Genomic DNA, 23,839 nt, shown 5'->3' with positions numbered 1-23,839 from the left:
CATTTATGATAAAAGGATTGTTTGTAAAAAAGAAAAAGTATGCCACAATACCGACTGGTAAAGTTAAACAAGACGTTCCAGAAGGAATTATGAGTAAATGTCCTGAGTGCAAGCACATCATGGTAACAAAAGAACTAAGAAAAAACCTGCTTGTTTGTCAAGGTTGTCAATACCATTATCCAATGTCATCACAGGAACGAATAGCTTCACTAATTGATGAGGGAACATTTACAGAATATGATGCAGACATGATTTCTGGAAATCCATTAGAGTTTCCAGATTATGTGGAGAAACTTGAAGGCGACCGAAAGAAGACCAAAATTAACGAAGCTGTTGTTACAGGTGCAGGTCAGATAGATGGCCTTGATGTAACATTAGCGGTTATGGATTCTCGCTTTAGAATGGGTAGCATGGGTTCTGTTGTAGGTGAGAAAATCACACGTGCGATCGAGCACGCGATCGAAAAAGAGACTCCGTTTATTATCTTTACAGCATCAGGCGGGGCTAGAATGCAAGAAGGCGTATTAAGCTTGATGCAGATGGCTAAGACGAGTGTAGCTCTTAAACGATTAAGTGACAGAGGGTTGTTGTTTATCTCTATCATGACACACCCGACAACAGGTGGAGTATCTGCAAGTTTCGCATCTGTTGGTGATTACAATTTCGCTGAACCTAAAGCGTTGATAGGGTTTGCTGGAAGAAGAATCATCGAGCAAACGATTCGTCAAGAACTACCCGATGATTTCCAGACTGCTGAGTTCTTATTAAAGCATGGGCAGTTAGACAAAGTCATTCATAGAAGTGAAATGAAGAAAACATTGAGTACGCTATTAAAGATTCATACAGAAGGGAGGGTATAAGGCATGGCGGCAGAACTAGAATTTGAAAGACCGATACACGAACTGGAGAAAAAGATCGCAGAACTTAAGTCATTTATGGATGAAAAAGATATTGATTTAACTGACGAGATCAAAAGGCTAGAAGAAAAATTATCTAATCTTGAAAACAGTACGTATTCAGAGATGAAACCTTGGGATCGTGTTCAAATTGCCAGACATGCTGAACGCCCAACAACCCTTGATTATATCAACTTTCTATTTACGGATTTCATCGAATTACACGGAGACCGTCTTTTTGGTGATGATGAAGCGATTGTTGGTGGCGTAGCTTTTTATAAGGATCTTCCTATAACGATCATCGGACACCAAAGAGGGAAAGATACAAAAGAGAACCTTCGTCGTAACTTTGGTATGCCACATCCAGAAGGCTATCGTAAGGCGCTTCGCTTAATGAAACAAGCGGAAAAGTTTAATAGACCTATTATCTGTTTTATTGATACAAAAGGTGCTTATCCAGGAAAAGCAGCTGAGGAAAGAGGGCAGAGTGAGGCGATCGCTCGTAACCTAGTTGAGATGGCTGGATTAACTGTTCCTGTTATTTGTGTTGTGATCGGAGAAGGGGGAAGTGGAGGAGCACTAGCTTTAGGTGTAGGAAATCATGTGCACATGCTCGAGAACTCCACGTATTCTGTAATTTCTCCAGAAGGTGCAGCTGCCATTCTTTGGAAAGATGCTTCAATGGCAAAAAAAGCGGCAGAGTCTATGAAGATCACTGCTCCAGACTTAAAAGAGTTAGGAATTATAGACGAGATTATTGAAGAAGTGAAGGGCGGAGCTCATAAAGACGCTAAGCATCAAGCAGAATTGATCGACCAGGTTTTGGAAACTTCTCTAGATTCTCTGTTGTCTATGTCCCAAGAAGAGCTCATAAACCAACGCTATGAAAAATATAAAAAAATCGGACAATTTGGGTTTGTAAACGATTCCATTGTTGTTAAATAAGGAATGTGCCTTTCTGCTTGTAGAAAGGCGCATTTTTTTGCCTATTGTTGTCTATTGTGTTCAACATTTGAACATGATATTTTAGTAAGACGAGAGAACTAGAGAGGTGAAATGTTTCATGGAGCGGATAGGAGTTCTAACAAGTGGTGGCGATTCACCAGGCATGAACGCTGCGATTCGGGCAGTTGTTCGAAAAGGAATCTACCATGACTTAGAAGTTTATGGGATATACAATGGTTATGCAGGACTAATTTCAGGGAATATTAAGAAACTAGAATTAGGATCTGTTGGAGATATTATACATCGTGGGGGCACAATGCTACACTCAGCACGTTGTTTAGAGTTCAAAACGCCAGAAGGACAACAAAAAGGTATCGAGCAGTTAAAAAAATTCGGTATTGAAGGATTAGTCGTTATTGGTGGGGATGGCTCTTTCCAAGGTGCTAAGAAATTGTCTGAGCAAGGTTATCCAACGATTGGTGTACCAGGTACGATCGACAACGACATCCCTGGAACAGATTTCACAATCGGTTTTGATACAGCATTAAATACAATTATCGATGCTATCGATAAGATTCGTGACACAGCTACTTCACATGAGCGTACGTATATCATCGAAGTTATGGGGCGTGACGCTGGTGACTTGGCTCTATGGGCTGGCCTTGCAGATGGTGCTGAAACAATTCTCATTCCAGAAGAAGACCATAAGATGGACCAAGTTGTACAAAAGCTTCAACGAGGACACGAGCGTGGTAAGAAACACAGTATAATTATTGTCGCTGAAGGTTGTGGAAGCGGCGTTGATGTTGCTAAAGAGATCGAAAGGCTCACAGATTTCGAAACAAGGGTTACGGTTCTTGGGCACATTCAACGTGGTGGCTCCCCTACAGCTTTTGACCGTGTACTAGCAAGCCGTCTAGGTGCGCAAGCGGTTGAACTTCTATTAGAAGGGAAAGCTGGGCGTACAGTAGGTATTGAAAATAACAAACTTGTTGATTATGACATTACAGAAGTATTATCTAGAAAACATTCTATCGATAGACAAATGTATAAGTTATCACAAGAATTATCCATATAATCTGCTTAATGCATCGTACGGCTGCGGTATAACTGCAGAAGCCTTACGATGCCTTTCTGCGAAAAAAGAAAATCAGGAGGCCATTTACATGATGCGCAAAACAAAAATCGTTTGTACGATAGGTCCGGCAAGCGAAAGTATTGATAAGTTGAAAGAATTGATGAATGCAGGGATGAACGTTTCCCGTCTAAATTTCTCACACGGTGACTTTGATGAGCACGGTCAACGAATCATCAACATTCGTGAGGCATCTAAAGAGCTTGGAAAAACAGTTGCAATCCTTTTAGATACGAAAGGTCCTGAAATCCGCACACAAACGCTTGAAGGCGGAGTTGCTGAACTAGTAGCTGGAAACGAATTAATCGTTTCAATGGAGGAAGTTGTTGGTAACGACAAAAAGATCTCTGTAACATACCCTGGACTTGTAGAAGACGTACATGTAGGATCAAGAATCCTTCTTGATGACGGACTGATCGAACTTGAAGTAACAGCGATCGGCGAAAAAGAATTGACTACAAAAATTTTAAACTCCGGTACATTAAAGAATAAAAAAGGTGTGAACGTACCTAACGTTAGTGTGAAACTTCCTGGTATCACAGACAAAGATGCAAAAGATATCGAGTTTGGTATCGAGCAAGGTGTTGATTTTATTGCTGCATCTTTCGTACGTCGTGCAACAGATGTTCTTGAAATTCGTGAAATCTTAGATCGACACAATGCAAACCATATTCAAATCATCCCGAAGATCGAGAACCAAGAAGGTGTAGATAATATCGATGAGATCCTTGCTGTTTCTGATGGTCTTATGGTAGCGCGTGGTGACCTTGGTGTTGAGATTCCAGCAGAAGAAGTACCTCTTGTACAAAAGATGCTGATCAAGAAGTGTAACGAGCTTGGAAAGCCAGTTATTACAGCAACTCAAATGTTAGATTCCATGCAGCGTAACCCGCGTCCTACACGTGCTGAAGCAAGTGACGTAGCAAACGCGATCTTTGATGGAACAGATGCGATCATGCTTTCAGGTGAAACAGCTGCTGGTACATATCCAGTTGAAGCGGTTCTTACAATGCATAAGATTGCTAGCCGTGCTGAAAGCTCTTTGAACTATAAAACATTATTATCTTCAAGAAGCAAAGAGAGCAAAACGACCATCACAGATGCGATTTCTCAATCTGTTTCCTTTACAGCTCTTAACCTTGATGCAGATGCTGTTATTACGGCAACTGAAAAAGGACAAACAGCTCGTATGATCTCAAAATATCGTCCAAAAGCTCCTATTATCGCTGTAACAAGCAACGAAGATGTATGCCGTAAGCTTGCACTTGTTTGGGGAGTAACACCAGTAAAAGGTGAAAAAGCTGGAACAACAGATGAAATGTTCCAAATTGCGATTGATTCAGCACTTAAAGCTGAAGCTGTTCAACATGGAAATCTTGTCGTAATCACTGCAGGTGTACCAGTAGGTGAATCAGGATCTACAAACTTAATGAAAGTTCACATTATTGGTGATGTGCTTGCTAAAGCTCAAGGGATTGGACAATCATCAGCTTCAGGAAAAGTAGTTGTAGCTAAAACAGCTCAAGAAGCGATGGAAAAGATGACTGAAGGCGCAATTCTTGTAACAGTTGGAACTGATCGTGATATGATTGCTGCATTTGAAAAAGCATCAGCTGTTATTACAGAAGAAGGCGGATTGACAAGCCATGCTGCAGTATGTGGAGTATCTCTAAGTATTCCTGTTATCGTTGGCTTACAAAATGCCACAGAAATCTTTAAAGATGGACAAGAAATCACGATAGATGCTTCTGTTGGATATATTTATGACGGAAGAAAAAACGTTATCTAATTGTCGAAAAGAGAAGGGTGAAACCTTCTCTTTTTTGATTCGTAAATTAATTGGAATAGAATAAATCTCTTATTATTTGTTTAACGAAAGCGGTGGTTTAAGTGTTTCGTAAGCTATTACCTATCTTTATTCTTATTCCTGCCATTGAAGTAGCTCTGTTTATCTTGGCTGGGCAATATATAGGGATTCCTGCAACGATTGCTGGAATATTTTTTACCGGTATATTAGGTGCTTATCTAGCAAAAAAAGAAGGGGTAGAGACGCTCCAACGCGTGAAGATGCAGCTCGAGAGCGGTCAGATGCCAGGAGAAGCAGTTCTTGATGGCGCTTGTATTCTAGTCGGCGGTGCATTACTCTTAGCACCTGGATTTCTAACTGACATAATAGGTTTCTTTTTGCTTATCCCTCCACTAAGAAAACCAGTGAAGTTGTGGGTGAAAGCGAAACTCTTCCAAAAGATGCAATCAGGACAGTTTTACTTCATAAAAAGAAGGTAAAGTCACTATTTACTGCCAGAGTCAACATAGCAGATCAAATGAGGCAGTTTCTAAAAGATTTTTGCTTTCAAGTCTGCTTATGTACTCTTCTTTGACGGTTGATTGGAGTGAAAGGTGCGAGACTCCTGCGGGACAAGCGGTCAGGTGAGACCCTTAAGGGCGCAAAGCGGCAAGGGGCTCACCGCCTGCCCCGCGGAAAGCGAGCAACCTGTAATGGAAATCAACTACTTTCAGAATCACCAATGAATACAAAAACATAACAAAAAGAACGATGCTCACTTTCAGCATTCGTTCTTTTTATTTGTGTATAGGCTTCATAACAAATTGATAGAGTTCATGAAAGAACTTTGCTTCGTACAGCGCACGAATCACTACTAGGATAACTGGCCCGATGATTAAACCGACAAACCCTAGAAGCTGGAAACCTGCAAAAAGAGAGACTAAAGTAGCCAGAGGATCGAGTCCGATCGTTTTTGATAGAAGCTTTGGTTCCATGATTTGTCTTTGTATAACAACAACACCGTACAAAATTGATAGTCCGATTGTGAGTGTATAATTTCCTGTTAAAAAGCAATAAGCGATCCATGGCAGAAAGACAGCACCTGTTCCGAGGTATGGTAAAAGGTCAATTGCTCCGATAAGAACAGAAATGGTAACTGCATAATCAATATTCATCAACAAAAGACCTACTAGAACGATACATGCTGTTATCGAGATTAAGGTTAACTGTGCTTTTAAAAAACCGAATAAAGCTTTTCTTAGCTCCAAATACACGGTTGTTATGGTATGGATTAACTTCTCAGGAAAGATAGCGTTAAGAAAACCAGTTAATCGATACCAATCTTTACTTATAAAAAAGGATGCGAGTAGAGAAAAGACGAAAACCGTTAAAAAAGTTGGAAGACTTACAATCATTAGAGAGACACTATTAATTACTGTCTGTGTCATACTGGAAGCATTTGTGGTTATCCCGGTTCCGATCTTCTCGATATTATCCATTACCGTTTCTTGTTGATCTGTTCCCAACTTGCTATAGATGGAGAGTAAATCCTGATATAAAGGGAGAACATTCGTTTTAAATGATCGTTCAAAGTAAAATACCAATTCTTGAATATAAGCAGGCAACTCATGTGCAATATAGGCAAAACCAGTCATCATCTCTTGGATAAGCAAGGTTAGTAACAAGACAATTGCACCTAAAAGACCTAATATAGAAAGAATGACGGCAATTGCTCTATTTACTTTGAACCGATCCACAATAAAATCTACAAAGGGGTTTATCATAAGTGCTATGATCGCTCCTGCAATGAATGGATAAAGAATAGCAGAAACATAATAGACAGAAAAAATAAGGGCAACTGAGAGGGATAAAATAAATGCAATACGCAACAAACGATGTGTCAGTTCAGCATACAAATTTTACACCTGCCTTTACGTACATACTAATTAGTGAGAAAGGAATGAAAATATTTGGAACCTTTACTTTTTTTATTCGGATTATTAATCATTGGCTTACTGGCAAAAAATCAATCTTTAATTGTCGCGGTTGCATTTTTGTTAGTGTTAAAATTTACCGGTATGGGTGATAAATGGTTTGCTGTTATCCAGCAAAAAGGAATAAATTGGGGCGTGACGATTATCACAATTGCCGTATTAGTACCGATAGCATCCGGTGAGATCGGGTTTAAACAGTTGTCTGATTCATTGCGTTCTTACTATGCGTGGGTCGCCTTATTATCAGGCATTTTCGTAGCAATAATCGCAAGTAAAGGACTTCATCTGTTACAAAATGATCCTCATATTACGGCTGCATTAGTCTTTGGGACAATACTTGCTGTTGCTCTTTTTCAAGGAGTGGCTGTAGGACCTTTGATCGGAGCAGGAATCGCTTATATGGCCATGAAATTAGTAGGAATGTTTTCAGGTTCATGACGCTTTCCGCACGAATTAAGTGATATCCGTTCACAAATATCAGATTATTGTTTATAATTGATGTGTATGTCCCATTTCCTTTAAATAGTCTTTCATTTTTCAAGTCTCAGTTTCGAGATTAAAAAAGTTGGGAATGTAACCTTGAATCCAGCTTTTTTATTAAAAGGGAAATGTAAGCTCTTTCTATTTTTTAAAAAGTGAAACAATTAAAGGAGAAGAGAGAATAACAGAAAAAAAGGAGAGATAGCCATGACAGCTACAAGAGGATTAGAAGGAATTGTTGCAACGACTTCTTCTGTCAGCTCTATCATTGACGATGTATTAACCTATAGAGGATATAGCATTGATGACTTAGCTGAACATGCAACTTTTGAGGAAGTTGTATACTTGCTATGGAATGGTAAACTGCCTTCCCAATCTGAACTAGAATCATTTAAATCAGAACTTGCTGAGGCTAGTGAGCTGCCTGTTGAATTGTTGGAACAAATGAAATCGCTTCCTTTGAAGAATACACATCCTATGACTGTACTGCGTACAATCGTGTCAACATTAGCGATGTATGATCCAGAAGCAGAGGATATGTCTACAGATGGAAACTACAAAAAAGCCATCCGTCTTCAAGCTCAGATGTCATCACTCGTAACGGCATTTGCACGTATTAGGGAAGGAAAAGATCCAATTGCTCCTAAAAAAGAACTTAGCTATGCTGCTAACTTCCTATATATGCTTACAGGTAAAGAGCCTGATGAAATTTCTGAAACAGCTTTTAACAAAGCATTAGTTTTACATGCTGACCATGAGCTAAATGCATCCACGTTCACTGCACGTGTTTGTGTGGCTACACTTTCTGATATCTATTCAGGAATTACAGCAGCGATCGGTGCTTTAAAAGGACCACTTCATGGTGGAGCAAACGAACAAGTAATGAAGATGCTTTCTGAGATCGGTGAAGAATCAAACGTAGAATCTTACTTGGACAGCGCGATCGAGAACAAACAAAAGATCATGGGCTTCGGTCACCGTGTTTACAAGAACGGCGATCCTCGTGCAAAACATTTGCGTGAAATGTCTAAACAGCTTACATCTATTACAGGTGAAGAAAAATGGTACACGATGAGCGTAAAGATCGATGATACGCTTAAGCAGAAGAAAGGCTTGTTGCCAAACGTAGACTTCTATTCTGCTAGTGTTTATCACAGCTTAGGTATCGATCATGACCTATTCACGCCAATCTTTGCGATCAGCCGTGTTTCTGGCTGGATTGCACATATCTTAGAACAATATGAGAACAACCGTTTAATTCGCCCTCGTGCTGAATATATCGGACCTGACATGCAGCAATATGTGGCTTTAGAACAAAGATAATATAAAAACTATGGGTTATATCTTAAAAAGAGAAGGGATTCTTCTTCTCTTTTCCCTATGTTTTTTAGTAGACTAGTATAGTACATGCAATACAAGAATTAGGAGGAATTTAGAAATGTCTAACGGAGAACGTATTACAGTCGACAATGGTGTATTAAACGTACCAAATCAACCGGTGATCCCTTTTATCGAAGGTGACGGAACTGGTCCTGATATTTGGGCTGCTGCTTCACGTGTTCTAGAAGCTGCTGTTGAAAAAGCATATAACGGTGAGAAAAAGATCGTATGGAAAGAAGTTTTAGCTGGAGAAAAAGCATTCAACCAAACAGGTGAGTGGCTTCCAGCAGAAACTCTTGATGTAATTCGCGATTACATAATTGCGATTAAAGGACCTTTAACAACGCCAGTAGGCGGAGGAATCCGTTCTTTAAACGTTGCACTAAGACAAGAGTTAGATCTATTTACTTGTCTTCGTCCAGTTCAATACTTCAAAGGTGTTCCTTCACCAGTAAAACGCCCTGAAGATACAAACATGGTTATTTTCCGTGAGAATACAGAAGATATTTATGCTGGCATCGAGTATGCAAGTGGATCTGATGAAGTTAAAAAATTGATTCAATTCCTACAAGATGAGATGGGTGCTAACAAAATCCGTTTCCCAGAAACTTCAGGTATCGGTATTAAGCCGGTTTCTTCAGAAGGTACTCAACGTCTAGTTCGTGCAGCGATTCAGTATGCGATCAACGAAGGACGTAAGAGTGTAACACTTGTTCATAAAGGAAACATCATGAAATATACAGAAGGTGCTTTCAAGAACTGGGGTTATGAGCTAGCTGAAGCTGAGTTTGGTGACAAAGTATTCACATGGGCTCAGTATGACCGCATCGTTGAAGAAAGCGGAAAAGATGCTGCGAACAAAGCTCAAGCAGATGCAGAAGCTGCAGGTAAGATCATTGTTAAAGACTCAATCGCTGATATCTTCTTACAACAGATCTTAACTCGTCCAGCTGAGTTTGATGTAGTAGCTACAATGAACTTAAATGGAGATTACATCTCTGATGCTCTTGCTGCACAAGTTGGCGGTATCGGTATCGCACCAGGTGCAAACATCAACTACGAAACAGGACATGCAATCTTTGAAGCAACTCATGGTACTGCTCCAAAATATGCTGGTCTTGATAAAGTAAACCCATCATCTGTTATTCTTTCAGGTGTGTTGATGCTTGAACATCTAGGATGGGGAGAAGCTGCTAAATTAGTACTTTCTTCAATGGAAAACACAATTGAAAGTAAAGTTGTTACTTACGACTTTGCACGTTTGATGGACGGCGCTACAGAAGTTAAATGTTCTGAGTTTGCTGACGAACTAATCAAAAACATGTAATCTAACTGACCCCTTTTTATAAGGGGTCTTCTCAACATATTTTATGTTTTTTTAAACTGTTCCTGGAGGGAAAGACATGGCTAACAAACGAAAAAAGATTTCGGTTATTGGTGGAGGATTTACAGGAGCAACAACGGCTTTTATCTTAGGACAAAAAGAAGTTGGGGATGTAGTATTAGTTGATATTCCTCAAATGGAAAACCCTACAAAAGGTAAAGCGCTAGACATGATGGAAGCAAGTCCTGTTCAAGGTTTTGATGCATCGATTACGGGTACGAGCGATTATGCAGATACAGCAGAATCTGATGTAGTTGTTATAACAGCAGGAATTGCTCGCAAACCTGGTATGAGTCGTGATGATCTTGTAAACACAAACGCCGGAATCATGAAAAGCGTAACGAAGGAGATCGTTAAACATTCTCCTGATTGCACGATAATCGTTTTAACAAATCCAGTTGATGCCATGACATACACGGTATTAAAAGAATCTGGTTTTCCTAAAAGCCGTGTAATCGGACAATCAGGAATACTAGATACTGCACGTTTCCGTACATTTGTTGCTATGGAACTTAACGTATCTGTAAAAGATGTTACTGGTTTTGTTCTTGGCGGTCACGGAGACGATATGGTGCCACTCGTACGCTACTCTTATGCAGGTGGAATTCCGTTAGAGAAATTAATCTCTAAAGAGCGTTTAGACGCGATTGTCGAGCGCACACGTAAAGGTGGAGGGGAAATCGTTAATCTCTTAGGTAACGGATCTGCTTATTATGCACCAGCTGCATCTTTAGTTGAGATGGTAGAAGCGATTGTAAAAGATCAACGCAGAGTGCTTCCTTCAATCGCCTTTTTAGAAGGTGAATATGGATACGATGGTATCTGTCTCGGCGTCCCAACGATCTTAGGCGGTGGCGGTCTAGAAGAAATCATTGAACTTGAGCTGACGGCAGAAGAGAAAGCAGCGCTTGATCAATCGGCTGAATCTGTCAAATCAGTTATGAAAGTATTAGCATAAGCGTGTGAGAGATTCGGGCAAATCCCCGAATCTTTTCTCCAGATATTTATGAAAGCGTTATCATCAAGAGGGGGGTCTTTAAATGCTGATCGGAAAAAAACGAAAACTCGGAAGAAAAATAGACGAGATCCAAGCTGGGGAAAAATTAGAGATGCAAGAAACAATTGAAGACAAAGATCTTCTCTTGTATTTAGGCTTAACAAACGATAACAACCCACTATTCATCCAACACGATTATGCAACATTGACACCTTATAAAAAGCCTGTCGTTCCACAGGTCATGTTGATGGGTATGATAACTTCGGCAATATCAAAATATTTACCGGGTCCCGGAAGTTCGATTGTTGAATCAAGTTTCACATTTATCAAACCCGTTTATCATTATTCCAAATTAACCTTCTTATTTGAAATTACAGAAGTAAATAGAGATAAGCATATGGTGCATATGAACGTTAGAGCAGAGAATGAGGAAGGAATCGAAGTGTTAAAGAGTAATTTACACGTTTGTCCTCCATATGTTCCAAAATCGATTACATCTAATACAATGGAAAATTTTTAAACCTTTCTTATGAAAGGTTTATTTTTTTTTGCTCTAATAAAGTTGATATGTCCTCTTTACATATACAAATATGCTGTAAATGTATATAGGAGGCGTACAAGAGCATTTTATACGAGGTAAACATCATTATATCCGTAGATGAGAGCCATATATCCGTAAAACTACCGATTAATTACGTATATAAAATTTTTTATTCGATTTATCTATCCCAATTAGAACAATAAACATAAAAAAATCTTATCAATGTAAAGGGAATGTTAAGGATATGTAAAGTCACTATGAAAATTTTGCGATTTTTGTACACACTATAAAAAAAATAGTATGATAAATTTGTACAAGTCGTAAAAAGGTGGGAATATGATGAGCCAAAAGTTACTCGTAGTAGAAGATGAAATTTCGATCTCAACATTGTTGCAATTTAACTTAGAACAAGCAGGATTTCAAGTAGTTACGGCAATGGATGGCAAGAGTGGTTTAGAAAAAGCGGAAAGCGAAGAACCTAATCTAATCATATTAGACCTTATGCTGCCGGAAATGGATGGAATAGAAGTTTGTAAAGAACTCCGTCTAAGAAAATTAAATATTCCTATTCTCATGTTAACGGCTAAGGATGATGAATTTGATAAAGTGTTAGGCCTTGAGTTAGGTGCGGACGATTATATGACTAAACCGTTCAGTCCAAGAGAAGTGGTAGCAAGGGTGAAGGCGATCCTCCGCAGATCATCATCAGCTAATACGGATTCGGAAAAGAAAAAAGAAGAAGTGGAACATCTTAAAATTGGTGAAGTTGATATTTATCCAGAAAACTATGAAGCATATTTCAGGGAAAAAGCACTAGAGCTTACACCGAAAGAATTCGAACTGCTCGTTTATCTTGCTAGACATAAGAGTCGGGTTCTTTCAAGGGAACAGCTGCTTTCCGCCGTTTGGAACTATGATTTTGTAGGTGACACACGAATTGTTGATGTTCATATCAGTCATCTAAGAGAGAAAATCGAGAATAATACACGTAAGCCAATTTATATTAAAACCATAAGGGGATTAGGATATAAGCTAGAGGAGCCTCAATAATGCATGATTTTAAAAACCGAGTCCTTACTTTTTTCCTGCTCGGTATACTGCTGGTTTTCATATTGCTAGCTCTTATTATGGGGAACATTGTTCACCATAGTGTGAAAGATAAGCGAATGGAATTTTATAAAGGTGAATTAAGCCTAATCGAACAAGTCCTTAATACAGAAAAATCAAAGTCAACGATAACCAACTTATTAAGAACGGCCTCTAAAGATCTTAAGGGTGAGATTTATGTGCTCGATTCAGATTGGAACGTAATATACACATCTGACGGAGACAGTCCACGTAACATGTCTTTGTATTATCCAAAAGGTAAAAAAACGAATGATCAAGATCTTGTGTTAAAGAATGAAGACGGAAGATTGTACTATACGTTAAAAAAGAAAGATGAAACGGGATTTATACAATTTGCCATTCCTGAGGGTGCTGCCGAATCTGAAGAAAGATCGATATGGATCATTATGTCGATTGGCTTCCTTATCTGTTTTATCATTATTCTTTACGTGTCTCTTAAGGTGATTCATAAGATCGTTAGACCTGTAGAAGAGGCTACTCAGACTGCGAAAGAGCTTGCTAAAGGTAATTTTAAAGCGAGAACATATGAATATTTTGGGGAAGACATTGGTGAATTGAACTACTCATTAAACGTATTAGCCCGTAACCTAGAAAAGATGACAAAATCTCAGGAATCACAGCATGATCGCTTGATAACATTAATTGAAAATATGGGAAGCGGACTTATTCTAATTGATAAAAATGGCTATATCAACTTAGTAAACAAAACGTTCAAAGAACTGTTTAAAGAACACACAGATTATTGGACGGGTCATCTCTTCTATGAAGTATTTCCTTACACATCCATCAAGGATATAGTAAAAGAAACTTATCTAACAGAGAAAAAAGTGAGAAGAAACACAGTTATTCCTATTCACATCGATACAAAACATTTCGATGTCTATAGTGCGCCTGTCATGAACGCGAGAGGTAAACTTAAAGGGATCGTGCTTGTTTTTCACGATATAACTGAGCTTAAGAAACTCGAGCAAGTAAGAAAAGATTTCGTTGCTAATGTATCACATGAACTTAAAACGCCGATCACTTCTTTAAAAGGGTTTGCTGAAACTTTATTAGATGGTGCAGGTGAAAATGAAGAGTTTAGAAATAAATTTTTAACGATTATGTTAAATGAAAGTGATAGGTTACAGGCGCTTATCCAAGACTTGTTAGATCTTTCTAAAAGTGAGCAAGGGTTCTGTCTAGAAACTCAATCTATTGATTTAGGCTCTTTAGTTAACGAGACCTTTGAGATTCTTCAGCCAAAAGCTGAAAAGAAAGGTATTCTTCTATCCGTTGAAGTTACAGGGCAGACTGTTATGGATGGAGATTCACCTCGATTGAAGCAGATCATCATCAACCTTGTATCGAACAGCTTAACCTACACCCCTGCTGGTGGACGTGTAAACGTTAGAGTGGAAGAACTTACAGACCATGTGAAGCTGCTTATTAAAGATACAGGAATCGGTATCAAAGAAAGTGAGATTCCTCGAATATTTGAGCGGTTTTACCGTGTGGACAAAGCCAGAAGCAGAAATTCAGGAGGCACTGGATTAGGGCTTGCAATCGTTAAACACCTAGTAGAAGCTCATCACGGAACAATTGAAGTTCAAAGTAAACCAGGTGAAGGTTCACAATTTACAATTCTGTTTCCGAAGAAATTTAAGTTGTAAGTTTTACAATTCCTTTACACACTTGTTTTCTTAAGTTAATAGTTCAATCTTATGATTAAAGTATCCTTTTTCAGTACCCCCTTAGCGAGAGTCCTTCATGGATTCTCGCCTTTTTTTATGTCCAAGTGCTCTTCTGTTCCTACTTTTTTGTTTCTGGTTGTCATCGTGATACAATAGATGATAGAAGAAATGTCCTCAGGAGGTTATGGACTTGGCGAAAACAAATAAATTAGTGCTTATTGATGGAAATAGTATTGCGTATAGAGCTTTTTTTGCTCTACCACTTTTAAACAACGATAAAGGTGTTTATACAAACGCAGTATACGGATTTACTCAGATGCTTCTGAAAATTTTAGAAGATGAAAAGCCTACTCATATCCTCGTTGCTTTTGATGCAGGGAAAACAACATTCCGACATAAGACATTTGGTGAATATAAAGGCGGTCGTCAGAAAACACCACCCGAACTGTCAGAGCAGTTTCCTTTTATCCGACAATTGTTAGATGCATTTAAAATCAAACGTTATGAGCTTGAAAATTATGAAGCAGATGACATTATTGGAACCCTTGCTTCATATGCTGCTGATGGAAACTGGGATGTGAAAGTGTTCACGGGTGATAAAGACTTACTTCAGCTCGTTACGCCTGATGTTGAAGTGGTGTTGACAAGAAAAGGAATCACTGAGGTTGAGGCATATACCGTTGAACATGTGAATGAGCGGTACGGGATTACGCCGCACCAAATCATTGATATGAAGGGGCTAATGGGAGACCCTTCCGACAATATTCCGGGAGTACCTGGGGTGGGAGAAAAGACTGCGATCAAATTAATCAAACAATATGGAACGATCGAAAAAGTTCTTGATTCAATTGATGAAATCTCAGGTGCTAAGCTTAAAGAGAGATTATCGGAGAATAAAGAACAGGCCATTATGAGTAAAGAGCTTGCTACGATAACGAAAGAAGCTCCTATTGAAGTCAGTCTGGAAGAAACGAATTACGATGGTTATGAAACGTCTTCTGTATTTCCTCTATTCAAAGAGTTAGGATTTAATTCATTGCTAGAACGCTTGGGTAGTGATGAAGAAATTTTTCAGGATGAAGAAAAAGAAGAGCTCAATTTTAAAACGGTAACTAAAATCGAAATTGATATGTTAAGAAGCCCTTCTTCTTTAATTGTTGAAACGTTAACTGAAGATTATCATAAAGCTAAAATTCATGGTTTCGCTTTAAGTAATGATGCTGGGACCTTTTATATTCCTTCAAGTCTTGCAGATCAATCAGAAGAATTTCAGGAATGGCTGCAAGATGAAAACCAAAAGAAGAGGATGTTTGATGCCAAGAGAGCACATGTTGCATTACATGGGCAAGGAATTGTGTTAAATGGTATTGAATTTGATATTCAGCTCGCTTCATATCTGCTTAATCCATCTGAATCCCTAGATGAAGTAGCAGATGTTGCGAAGCAGTATGGCAAGTCTAATGTTGACGTAAATGAAGCTGTATACGGTAAAGGTGCTAAGAAAAAGCTGCCAGAAGATGAAGCTGTTCTCGCTGAGCACCTCTCTAGAAAAGCATATACTGTTTTTCAGTTAAGTGACCTTCTGGATGAGAAGTTAAAAGAAAATGAACAGAGTGATCTGTTCTATCAGTTAGAGATGCCATTAGCTCTTGTATTAGCAAAAATGGAAGAGTTCGGCGTAAAAGTAAAATCAGACACACTTCAAAAAATGGGTGCTGACTTAGATGTACAGTTAACAACACTTGAAAAAGACATTCACGAACTTGCTGGGATATCGTTTAATATTAACTCCCCTAAACAATTAGGAGAAATATTATTTGAGAAGCTTAACTTGCCGCCAATTAAGAAAACTAAGACGGGGTATTCGACTTCAGTAGATGTATTAGAGAAATTAGAAGGAAAGCATGAAATCATCAATAAGATACTAATCTATCGTCAACTTGGTAAGTTAAGATCAACTTATATTGAAGGTCTGTTGAAAGTAGTAAAAGAAGATACGGGTAAGATTCATACGCGCTTTAATCAGGTTCTAGCTCAAACGGGAAGGCTGAGCTCTATTGATCCTAACCTTCAAAATATTCCGATCCGTTTAGAAGCGGGAAGAAAGATCAGACATGCATTTGTTGCATCACAGCCTGGCTGGAAAATTCTTGCCGCTGATTATTCGCAGATTGAACTGCGCGTATTGGCTCATATTTCTCAGGATGAAAACTTGATGGAAGCATTTAAGACAGAGATGGATGTTCACACGAAAACCGCCATGGATGTTTTTCATGTAGAAGAGAGTGAAGTTACCTCTGAAATGAGAAGACACGCCAAAGCCGTTAACTTTGGTATCGTATATGGAATCAGTGACTATGGTCTATCACAAAGCCTAGGTATCACGAGGAAAGAAGCTGGGGAATTTATAGCGTCATATTTGGATAGTTTCCCTGGTGTTCAGCAGTACATGAAGGACAGTGTTTCTGAGGCAAAACAAAATGGTTTTGTTTCAACCCTGCTTCATAGACGACGTTATCTGCCCGAAATCAATAGCAGAAACTTTAACCTGCGAAGTTTCGCAGAGAGAACAGCTATGAATACTCCGATTCAAGGGACAGCTGCAGACATCATAAAAAAAGCGATGGTCGATATGGATCAGCGGTTAACAGACGAAAAACTAGAAGCGAAAATGCTGCTCACTGTACATGATGAACTTATTTTTGAAGTGCCAGAAAATGAGCTGCAAAAACTTGAAGAGATCGTTTGCGAAGTGATGGAATCAGCAGTAGAACTTGATGTGCCATTAAAAGTAGATGTAAACTGGGGAGATTCCTGGTTCGAAGCAAAATAATAATGAACAGCATCCTATAGATCAGGGTGCTGTTTTTCTAATAAGGTTGGTGAAAGCATGCCTGAGTTACCTGAAGTAGAAAATGTCAAAAACACACTGAATCAATTTCTTCCGGGGAAGTTGATTACAGATGTGAAAATATACTGGGAAAATATTATTAAACATCCAGGAACGGAAGAGTTCATCTTGAAGTTAAAGGGTCAAACCTTTCAAAATGTGTATCGAAGAGGTAAGTTTTTAATTTTTCATCTTGATGAAGATGTATTAGTGTCTCACCTTAGGATGGAAGGAAAATATGGATTGAATCAAAGTGATGAGCCATTTGATAAGCATACACATGTTATTTTTCAGTTTTCTGATGGAACTGAACTTAGATATCGAGATGTGAGAAAGTTTGGAACCATGCATTTGTATCCAAAAGGAACAGAGGAAAGTCATGCGCCCTTAAAAACTTTAGGTATAGAACCACTATCAGATTCTTTAACAGCCGCTCTTCTAAAGAAGCTATTTGCTAATCGAAAACGCAACATAAAATCGGTATTGCTTGATCAGACTCTTCTTGCTGGTTTAGGAAACATCTATGTAGATGAAGTTCTGTTTCAGGCAGGAATCCATCCAGAGACACCAGCGAATAAATTAACACAGCCTAAGTTAAAGAAATTGAAAACTGCAATTACTGAAATTCTTTCTGAGTCTGTGAAGCACGGCGGAAGCTCGATACGCTCTTACACAAACGCGGTTGGTGAGACGGGTGGTTTTCAGCTGAATTTGTTTGTATACGGGAGAAAAAATGAAGCATGTCGTGTGTGTGGTACTGAGATCGAACGATTGGTTGTAGCGGGAAGAGGGACTCACATTTGTAAGACTTGTCAAAAATAAACCATTTCTGAGCTCCTTTCATATACTACGTTTACCGTTAACTGAAAGGAGTACAGGAACAATGGTGGCTTACTCATTTGTTTTACTGGCACTAGCCGTCAGCCTGGACAGTTTTGGAGCCGGATTAACGTATGGAATGAAATCCATTAAAATTCCTTTTCGCTCCATTATCATCATCGCAATTTGTTCAGCTGTTACCTTTTTACTTTCAATGTTGCTTGGATTTACATTAGAACAATTTATTTCACACAAGACAGGTGAGATTTTGGGAGGTGTGATTCTTCTCGGAATCGGAATCTACTCTCTATGGCAGGTTTTCTTACCAGAGAAAGAGAACATTGAGTGCGTGGAAAAAGAACCTAAGAACATTGTGCTTTTTGAAATTAAGTCGTTGGGCATTGTTATACACATCCTTAAGAAACCAGTTATGGCAGATATCGATAAGTCTGGATCTATTACCGGCTTAGAAGCCGTTCTGCTTGGAATAGCATTATCGCTTGATGCCTTTGGAGCGGGAATAGGAGCTGCACTCATCGACTTGTCCCCTTCATTAACAACTATTACAATTGCGATGATGAGCGCTTTATTCTTATGGGGTGGTATGGTTTTAGGATTATATCTTTTTAATAAAACAAACTGGATGAAGGGATTATCAATCCTGCCAGGCGTTTTGTTGATCGTAATGGGATTATTAAAAATGTAACACTGGAGGATAACTTGTGATTATTGGATTAACAGGAGGCATTGCAACTGGGAAATCAACAGTCAGTAACATCATTAGGAGTCAAGGAATTCCTGTAGTTGATGCTGATATCATTTCTAGAGAAGTTGTTATGCCAGAGAAAGAAGCGTATCAGAAAATCGTTGCTTGTTTTGGTGAACAAATATTAAATGATGACAAGACGATAAACAGAGCAGGATTAGGAGAGATCATTTTTAACGATTCAGAAAAAAGAACGATGCTAAACGACATTGTTCACCCTGCTGTTAGAGAAGAAATGAGACAGCAAGCTGATGCTTATCTTCGTTCAGGAGAGTCTATAGTGGTTATGGATATACCTCTCTTGTTTGAGAGTCAGCTTACACATATGGTAGATCGAACGTGGCTAGTATATGCTACGCCAGAAATACAACTACAAAGATTGATCAAACGTGATGATTTTTCAGAGAAACAAGCGATGTCTAGAATCCAATCACAGATGCCGATTGATGAAAAGAAAGAATTAGCTGATGTTGTAATCAATAATAATCAATCACTTTTAGAGTTAGAGAATGATGTTCTTTCATTGTTAGAACAAACGAAAAAGCAGGCCTGATACCATTTCAGGTCTGTTTTTCTTATATGAGCCCTTTTTCAGCCTAATTTTAATAAAAGTATGTTCTTTTCAAGTGTTAATATGATATACTAATTACAGATAGATACGATAAAGAGTATAACACATTGGAAGGAGCAGCTTCATGAAAGCAAAAATCGCAATTAATGGCTTGGGGAGAATAGGAAGAATGGTCTTCCGCAAAATGATGGAGAACGATGAATTTGAGGTTGTAGCTGTTAATGCCAGCTATCCAGCAGAAACTCTTGCTCACATGGTTAAGTACGATTCTATACATGGGACGTACCCTGGAGAAGTTGTTGCTGGAGAAGATGCCCTTTTTGTTGATGGAAAAAAAGTTCAATTAGTTAACTCTCGCGATCCTCGTGAACTTCCGTGGGGAACGTTAGGCGTTGATATTGTTATAGAAGCAACTGGGAAATTTGTTTCACAAGAATCTGCGGGTCTTCACATTGAAGCAGGGGCAAAGAAAGTAATCATTACTGCGCCTGGGAAAGATGAAGACATTACAATTGTTATGGGAGTAAATGATAGCGATTACATTTCCTCGAAACACCATATAATTTCTAACGCATCGTGTACAACGAACTGTTTAGCTCCAGTGATAAAAGTGCTTGATGATCAGTTCGGAGTACAATCTGGAATGATGACTACTGTACATGCATATACGAATGACCAAAAAAATATTGATAACCCTCATAAAGACTTGAGACGCGCACGTGCATGCGGCACCTCTATTATTCCAACTTCTACAGGTGCTGCAAAAGCGATTGCGAAAGTATTGCCTCATTTAGAAGGTAAACTGAATGGCATGGCACTACGTGTTCCAACACCTAACGTATCTTTGGTTGACGTTGTTGTGGAGTTGAAGACTTCAGTATCTAAAGACCAAGTCAATCATGCTCTGCAATCCGCTTCAGAAGGATCAATGCGTGGAATCTTAGGATACAGCGATTTGCCGCTAGTATCAATTGACTATAATGGAAATGAAAACTCTTCAATCGTAGATGGCTTGTCAACCATGGTGATGGACGGAAATAAAGTAAAGGTCCTGGCTTGGTACGACAACGAATGGGGTTATTCTTGCCGAGTAGTAGATCTAGCTAAACATGTAAGTGTTGCTTTGAATATGCCGGTACAAGAAAAAAATGTTTCTGTATCATAAAAACATTCATGAAAAATAGATAGAAGATGAGAGCTGGATTACACACCAGCTCTTTTCTGTGTTTTAGTAATCTTATTAATTTTACAATTGACCTTATCCTTAAAGTACAATATAAAATTGATACAAAAAATTTGCCTATAGTTATTGCAAATAAATTTTAAAAGAAGTATACTATGATTCGTGAACTTCAAATAAAGCAAACTAAGGCATTGAATGCTACTTAAAGGGTTAGGACCTCTTTGGACTAACTTGCCCCCGTGGTAGATATTCGATACCGCATGCTTGAAGGCATGATTATTTTTAAAAGGGGGACTATGCTAATGGATACAATGGGAAGACACGTAATTGCTGAGTTATGGGGTTGTGATTCTGAAAAATTAAATGACATGAAATTTATTGAAGAGACATTCGTTGACGCTGCATTGAAAGCAGGTGCAGAAATTCGCGAGGTTGCTTTTCATAAATTTGCTCCACATGGTGTAAGTGGAGTTGTTATTATCTCTGAATCTCATCTAACTATTCACAGTTTTCCTGAGCATGGTTATGCAAGTATTGATGTATATACGTGTGGAGATCGAATTGATCCTAACGTAGCTGCTGATTACATTTCAGAGGCACTTGGCGCTAAAAAGCGCGAAAACTTGGAAGTTCCTCGTGGAATGGGTCCAATTTCTGTTGCCAAATCAAAAGTTACTGCTCAATAATCAAAAACAGAATGTACGTGAGGTGTGAGAAATCACACCTCTTTTTTATTTCACTCATTATAGGGAATAATAGGACACAAATTATATTGCTTTGGAGGACTACTATGTTTAGAAAACTTCAAAATCTAATGGAAAATCATGCGGAAACGAGTGAACAGCATGTGGACGAAAGACTTAGAACCCATTATTTTAAAGCTAATAAACCTGAAGTAATGAATGTGATTAAACAGATTTTAGATGAAGACATGAATTTTCATGAGCTAGGTTTTTCTGAAGAAAGGGGAGAAGTAACGTTTGAAGTGAGACAGCCTAAGAGTGCGTTTGTCGTTATTAGTGTTATAACAGTTAAAGCAAATCGAACTGCTGTAGATTTGAACGTTTCAACAGAATCTGCTCTTCCTTTTAATTTTGGCAATAATCAAAGACTAATCGTTAACATTTATGAAATCTTAAAAGAAAAACTAACGTTTGTTGGAACGTCAATGGCTGAAAAATTGTAGGAATAGCTTGTCACATTCCTCCCTTTTCTTTAAGATAGATAGAGAATAGAAAATTTTTTGGGGATGATTACAATGAGGTGTCCTACTTGCCAGCACAACGGAACAAAAGTGCTTGATTCAAGACCTGTACATAGCGGAAGGTCCATTCGCCGCAGAAGGGAATGTGAATCTTGCAGCTATAGATTTACTACATTTGAAACGGTAGAACAAACACCGCTTATCATTGTTAAGAAGGGCGGAGAACGAGAAGAGTTCAGCCGTGAAAAGATCCTTAGAGGTCTTATTAAAGCTTGCGAAAAAAGGCCTGTCCCCTTGGAAACACTTGAAAATATTGTAGATAGTATTGAAAAAGAATTGCGAAACTCAGGTGCTTCTGAAGTTTCAAGTACAGCAGTTGGTGAACAGGTGATGGAACATCTATCTAAAACAGATGAAGTTGCTTATGTAAGATTTGCCTCTGTTTATCGTCAATTCAAAGATATCAATGTGTTTATACAGGAACTGAAAGAACTAATTAACAAGGAGGAGCGTTAAAGCGTATCTTAAACTGCTGCAACGCTTTTTTTATTCCAATCTCTATCCGTATTCTGCACTTTAGGAAACGGCTAATATATATGAACGAAGTAATCTGGCTGACGATACTAACATCCGTCGGCCACATTATTTTTAAGACTTTTAAACAAAGGGTGAAAACGATGACGGTACATTTTCAGGAAGTTGTGCCCGTTGATACGTATTCCGTCCAGTGCAAGGGTATGTTGCATGAAATAGATCATAAGGTTCTTACTATGCTATATCAGCCGTTGGTTGGCGCATTTGCACATAGTTTATACATGACATTGTGGTGCGAAGTAAATATGGATCGGCAGACACAAAAACATCAGCACCTCATGAACGTTACTCAGTTCTCGTTAAAAGATATTTTATCGGGTAGAAAGAAATTAGAAGCGATCGGTCTCTTGAAGACGTTTAAAAAAGACGGTGATAGTTCTAGGGAGTATATTTATGAGCTTCAGCTCCCCCTTTCGCCAAACGCTTTTTTTACAGATGGCTTTTTAAGTATATATCTCTATAATCGTTTAGGAAAATCGAAGTTCAGTGAAATAAGAGAATCCTTTTATATCTCTCAAACTGATGTGTCAGAATATAAAGATGTGACCGCTTCATTCAGTGACGTGTTTACTTCTTTGCACCCATCTGAAATGTCATCAAAGAGTTATGCAGAGATTCACGAAAACGTTCTTCCAAAAGATGTCTCTTTACATGAAAAAGGCAATCATGGGAAAGTTGTACTAAGTGAATCTACCTTTGATTTTGAAGCGATGGTAAATCAAATCTCATCTTTTATCGTACCTAAAGAGGTTATCACTCCTAAATTAAAGGAGGCCATCTTTAAGCTGGCATATATCTATCAGTTACAACCGATGGATATGAGTAAGCAGATTCAAAACGTGTATTACTCAACAGGAGAAATTTCTGCAGAGAGCTTAAGGAAAGAAATTCAGAAATGGTATCGATTTGAACATGAAGAAGTTCTACCTGTTCTAGCGTTAAAAACGCAGCCAGTTCCTTTAAAGGCTCTTCATGGCATGCAACCTCAATCAAAAGAAGAAGAACTAATCAAATACTTTGAAGAAGTGTCACCTTATCGTTTGTTAGAAGATTATTCAGGTACAACACCTTCAGAAGTGGACCTTAAACTTGTTGCGTATTGTATGATCGATCAGAATTTAACGCCAGGTGTTACGAATGTTCTGTTAGATTACGTTTTATCTGAGAATGATATGAAGCTTGCAAAAGGATTGATCGAACGGATTGCTTCACATTGGGCTCGCAAAAGAGCACAAACTGTTATGGATGCGATGTCCTTAGCTCGAGACGAAAAACGTAAATATAAAGAGTGGCAAGACAAGAAGGTAAATTCAGGTTCTTACAATAAGGGTAATAAAAAGAGTAACGTGACTGTTCCTGAATGGCTTAAACAGGATAAAGTGTCATCGGGTCAGACTGATGATTCTAGAACTGATGCTACAGAGGATGAGAACCGTAAATGGCTTGAGAGTTTGTTAAATAGTTCGAAATAAA

21 protein-coding genes and 1 pseudogene are annotated in these 23,839 nt (G+C 38.5%); 21 read left to right on the top strand and 1 reads right to left on the bottom strand.

Going from position 1 to position 23,839, the window contains the following annotated elements; genetic code table 11:
* Window positions 1-5: 5 nt before the first annotated feature.
* From accD to P4V41_RS00470, 5 genes and pseudogenes are all read left to right on the top strand, one after another.
* Window positions 6-879 (top strand): annotated as a pseudogene (gene accD / locus P4V41_RS00490) (acetyl-CoA carboxylase, carboxyltransferase subunit beta).
* Entirely contained in the window at window positions 864-1,841 is a 978-nt protein-coding gene (gene accA / locus P4V41_RS00485; RefSeq protein WP_328082902.1) for an acetyl-CoA carboxylase carboxyl transferase subunit alpha, read from the top strand. The pseudogene accD and the gene accA overlap by 16 nt, the downstream one beginning before the upstream one ends.
* Before the next feature lie 118 nt (window positions 1,842-1,959).
* The gene (gene pfkA, locus P4V41_RS00480) at window positions 1,960-2,919 is read left to right on the top strand and encodes a 6-phosphofructokinase (RefSeq protein WP_328082900.1); all 960 of its coding nucleotides are present in this window, start codon (window positions 1,960-1,962) and stop codon (window positions 2,917-2,919) included.
* Between the two features lie 91 nt (window positions 2,920-3,010).
* Window positions 3,011-4,765: a pyruvate kinase gene (gene pyk / locus P4V41_RS00475; protein ID WP_328083452.1), complete on the top strand. Its 1,755-nt coding sequence runs from the start codon at window positions 3,011-3,013 to the stop codon at window positions 4,763-4,765.
* 101 nt (window positions 4,766-4,866) lie between these two features.
* Window positions 4,867-5,262, top strand: coding sequence for an FxsA family protein (locus P4V41_RS00470; protein WP_328082899.1), 396 nt, complete (start codon window positions 4,867-4,869; stop codon window positions 5,260-5,262).
* Between the two features lie 297 nt (window positions 5,263-5,559).
* Here the strand turns inward: P4V41_RS00470 and ytvI are convergent, their stop codons facing one another.
* Complete coding sequence (gene ytvI / locus P4V41_RS00465; RefSeq protein WP_328082898.1) at window positions 5,560-6,678, bottom strand: sporulation integral membrane protein YtvI; 1,119 nt, start codon at window positions 6,676-6,678, stop codon at window positions 5,560-5,562.
* Window positions 6,679-6,732: 54 nt separating this feature from the next.
* Here ytvI and P4V41_RS00460 point away from each other — a divergent pair, with 54 nt between their 5' ends.
* From P4V41_RS00460 to P4V41_RS00385, 16 genes are all read left to right on the top strand, one after another.
* Window positions 6,733-7,194, top strand: a complete 462-nt coding sequence (locus P4V41_RS00460) for a DUF441 domain-containing protein (protein ID WP_328082897.1) — start codon at window positions 6,733-6,735, stop codon at window positions 7,192-7,194.
* A 249-nt stretch (window positions 7,195-7,443) separates the two neighbouring features.
* Complete coding sequence (citZ, locus tag P4V41_RS00455; RefSeq protein WP_328082896.1) at window positions 7,444-8,559, top strand: citrate synthase; 1,116 nt, start codon at window positions 7,444-7,446, stop codon at window positions 8,557-8,559.
* A 115-nt stretch (window positions 8,560-8,674) separates the two neighbouring features.
* Window positions 8,675-9,943 (top strand): NADP-dependent isocitrate dehydrogenase, encoded by a 1,269-nt coding sequence (icd, locus tag P4V41_RS00450; RefSeq protein ID WP_197131549.1) that lies wholly within the window; start codon window positions 8,675-8,677, stop codon window positions 9,941-9,943.
* Window positions 9,944-10,019: 76 nt separating this feature from the next.
* Entirely contained in the window at window positions 10,020-10,958 is a 939-nt protein-coding gene (gene mdh / locus P4V41_RS00445) for a malate dehydrogenase (protein WP_066396759.1), read from the top strand.
* Window positions 10,959-11,040: 82 nt separating this feature from the next.
* Window positions 11,041-11,517, top strand: coding sequence for a MaoC family dehydratase (locus tag P4V41_RS00440; protein ID WP_328082895.1), 477 nt, complete (start codon window positions 11,041-11,043; stop codon window positions 11,515-11,517).
* 360 nt (window positions 11,518-11,877) lie between these two features.
* Complete coding sequence (locus P4V41_RS00435; protein ID WP_328082894.1) at window positions 11,878-12,588, top strand: response regulator transcription factor; 711 nt, start codon at window positions 11,878-11,880, stop codon at window positions 12,586-12,588.
* On the top strand, window positions 12,588-14,318 hold the full coding sequence (gene pnpS, locus P4V41_RS00430; RefSeq protein ID WP_328082893.1) for a two-component system histidine kinase PnpS: 1,731 nt from the start codon (window positions 12,588-12,590) through the stop codon (window positions 14,316-14,318). Before P4V41_RS00435 ends, pnpS begins: the two co-directional genes overlap by 1 nt.
* A 211-nt stretch (window positions 14,319-14,529) precedes the next feature.
* The gene (polA, locus tag P4V41_RS00425; protein WP_328082892.1) at window positions 14,530-17,172 is read left to right on the top strand and encodes a DNA polymerase I; all 2,643 of its coding nucleotides are present in this window, start codon (window positions 14,530-14,532) and stop codon (window positions 17,170-17,172) included.
* A 57-nt stretch (window positions 17,173-17,229) separates the two neighbouring features.
* The gene (gene mutM, locus P4V41_RS00420; protein WP_328082891.1) at window positions 17,230-18,051 is read left to right on the top strand and encodes a DNA-formamidopyrimidine glycosylase; all 822 of its coding nucleotides are present in this window, start codon (window positions 17,230-17,232) and stop codon (window positions 18,049-18,051) included.
* A 61-nt stretch (window positions 18,052-18,112) separates the two neighbouring features.
* Window positions 18,113-18,754, top strand: a complete 642-nt coding sequence (gene ytaF / locus P4V41_RS00415) for a sporulation membrane protein YtaF (protein WP_328082889.1) — start codon at window positions 18,113-18,115, stop codon at window positions 18,752-18,754.
* 16 nt (window positions 18,755-18,770) lie between these two features.
* Window positions 18,771-19,367, top strand: coding sequence for a dephospho-CoA kinase (gene coaE / locus P4V41_RS00410; protein ID WP_328082888.1), 597 nt, complete (start codon window positions 18,771-18,773; stop codon window positions 19,365-19,367).
* A gap of 142 nt (window positions 19,368-19,509) precedes the next feature.
* The gene (locus tag P4V41_RS00405) at window positions 19,510-20,550 is read left to right on the top strand and encodes a glyceraldehyde-3-phosphate dehydrogenase (RefSeq protein ID WP_328082887.1); all 1,041 of its coding nucleotides are present in this window, start codon (window positions 19,510-19,512) and stop codon (window positions 20,548-20,550) included.
* A gap of 320 nt (window positions 20,551-20,870) precedes the next feature.
* Complete coding sequence (speD, locus tag P4V41_RS00400; protein WP_066396744.1) at window positions 20,871-21,254, top strand: adenosylmethionine decarboxylase; 384 nt, start codon at window positions 20,871-20,873, stop codon at window positions 21,252-21,254.
* A 104-nt stretch (window positions 21,255-21,358) separates the two neighbouring features.
* Entirely contained in the window at window positions 21,359-21,754 is a 396-nt protein-coding gene (locus tag P4V41_RS00395) for a cytosolic protein (protein ID WP_328082886.1), read from the top strand.
* A 72-nt stretch (window positions 21,755-21,826) separates the two neighbouring features.
* Window positions 21,827-22,288: a transcriptional regulator NrdR gene (gene nrdR, locus P4V41_RS00390; protein ID WP_066396742.1), complete on the top strand. Its 462-nt coding sequence runs from the start codon at window positions 21,827-21,829 to the stop codon at window positions 22,286-22,288.
* 80 nt (window positions 22,289-22,368) lie between these two features.
* The gene (locus P4V41_RS00385; RefSeq protein WP_328082885.1) at window positions 22,369-23,838 is read left to right on the top strand and encodes a replication initiation and membrane attachment family protein; all 1,470 of its coding nucleotides are present in this window, start codon (window positions 22,369-22,371) and stop codon (window positions 23,836-23,838) included.
* Window position 23,839 lies beyond the last annotated feature (1 nt).

The organism is Fictibacillus nanhaiensis, assembly GCF_036213205.1.
Taxonomy (GTDB): Bacteria; Bacillota; Bacilli; order Bacillales; family Fictibacillaceae; genus Fictibacillus; species Fictibacillus nanhaiensis_E.
The sequence above is the reverse complement of the archived record's forward strand: the minus strand, read 5'-3'. Positions and strand labels throughout refer to the sequence as shown.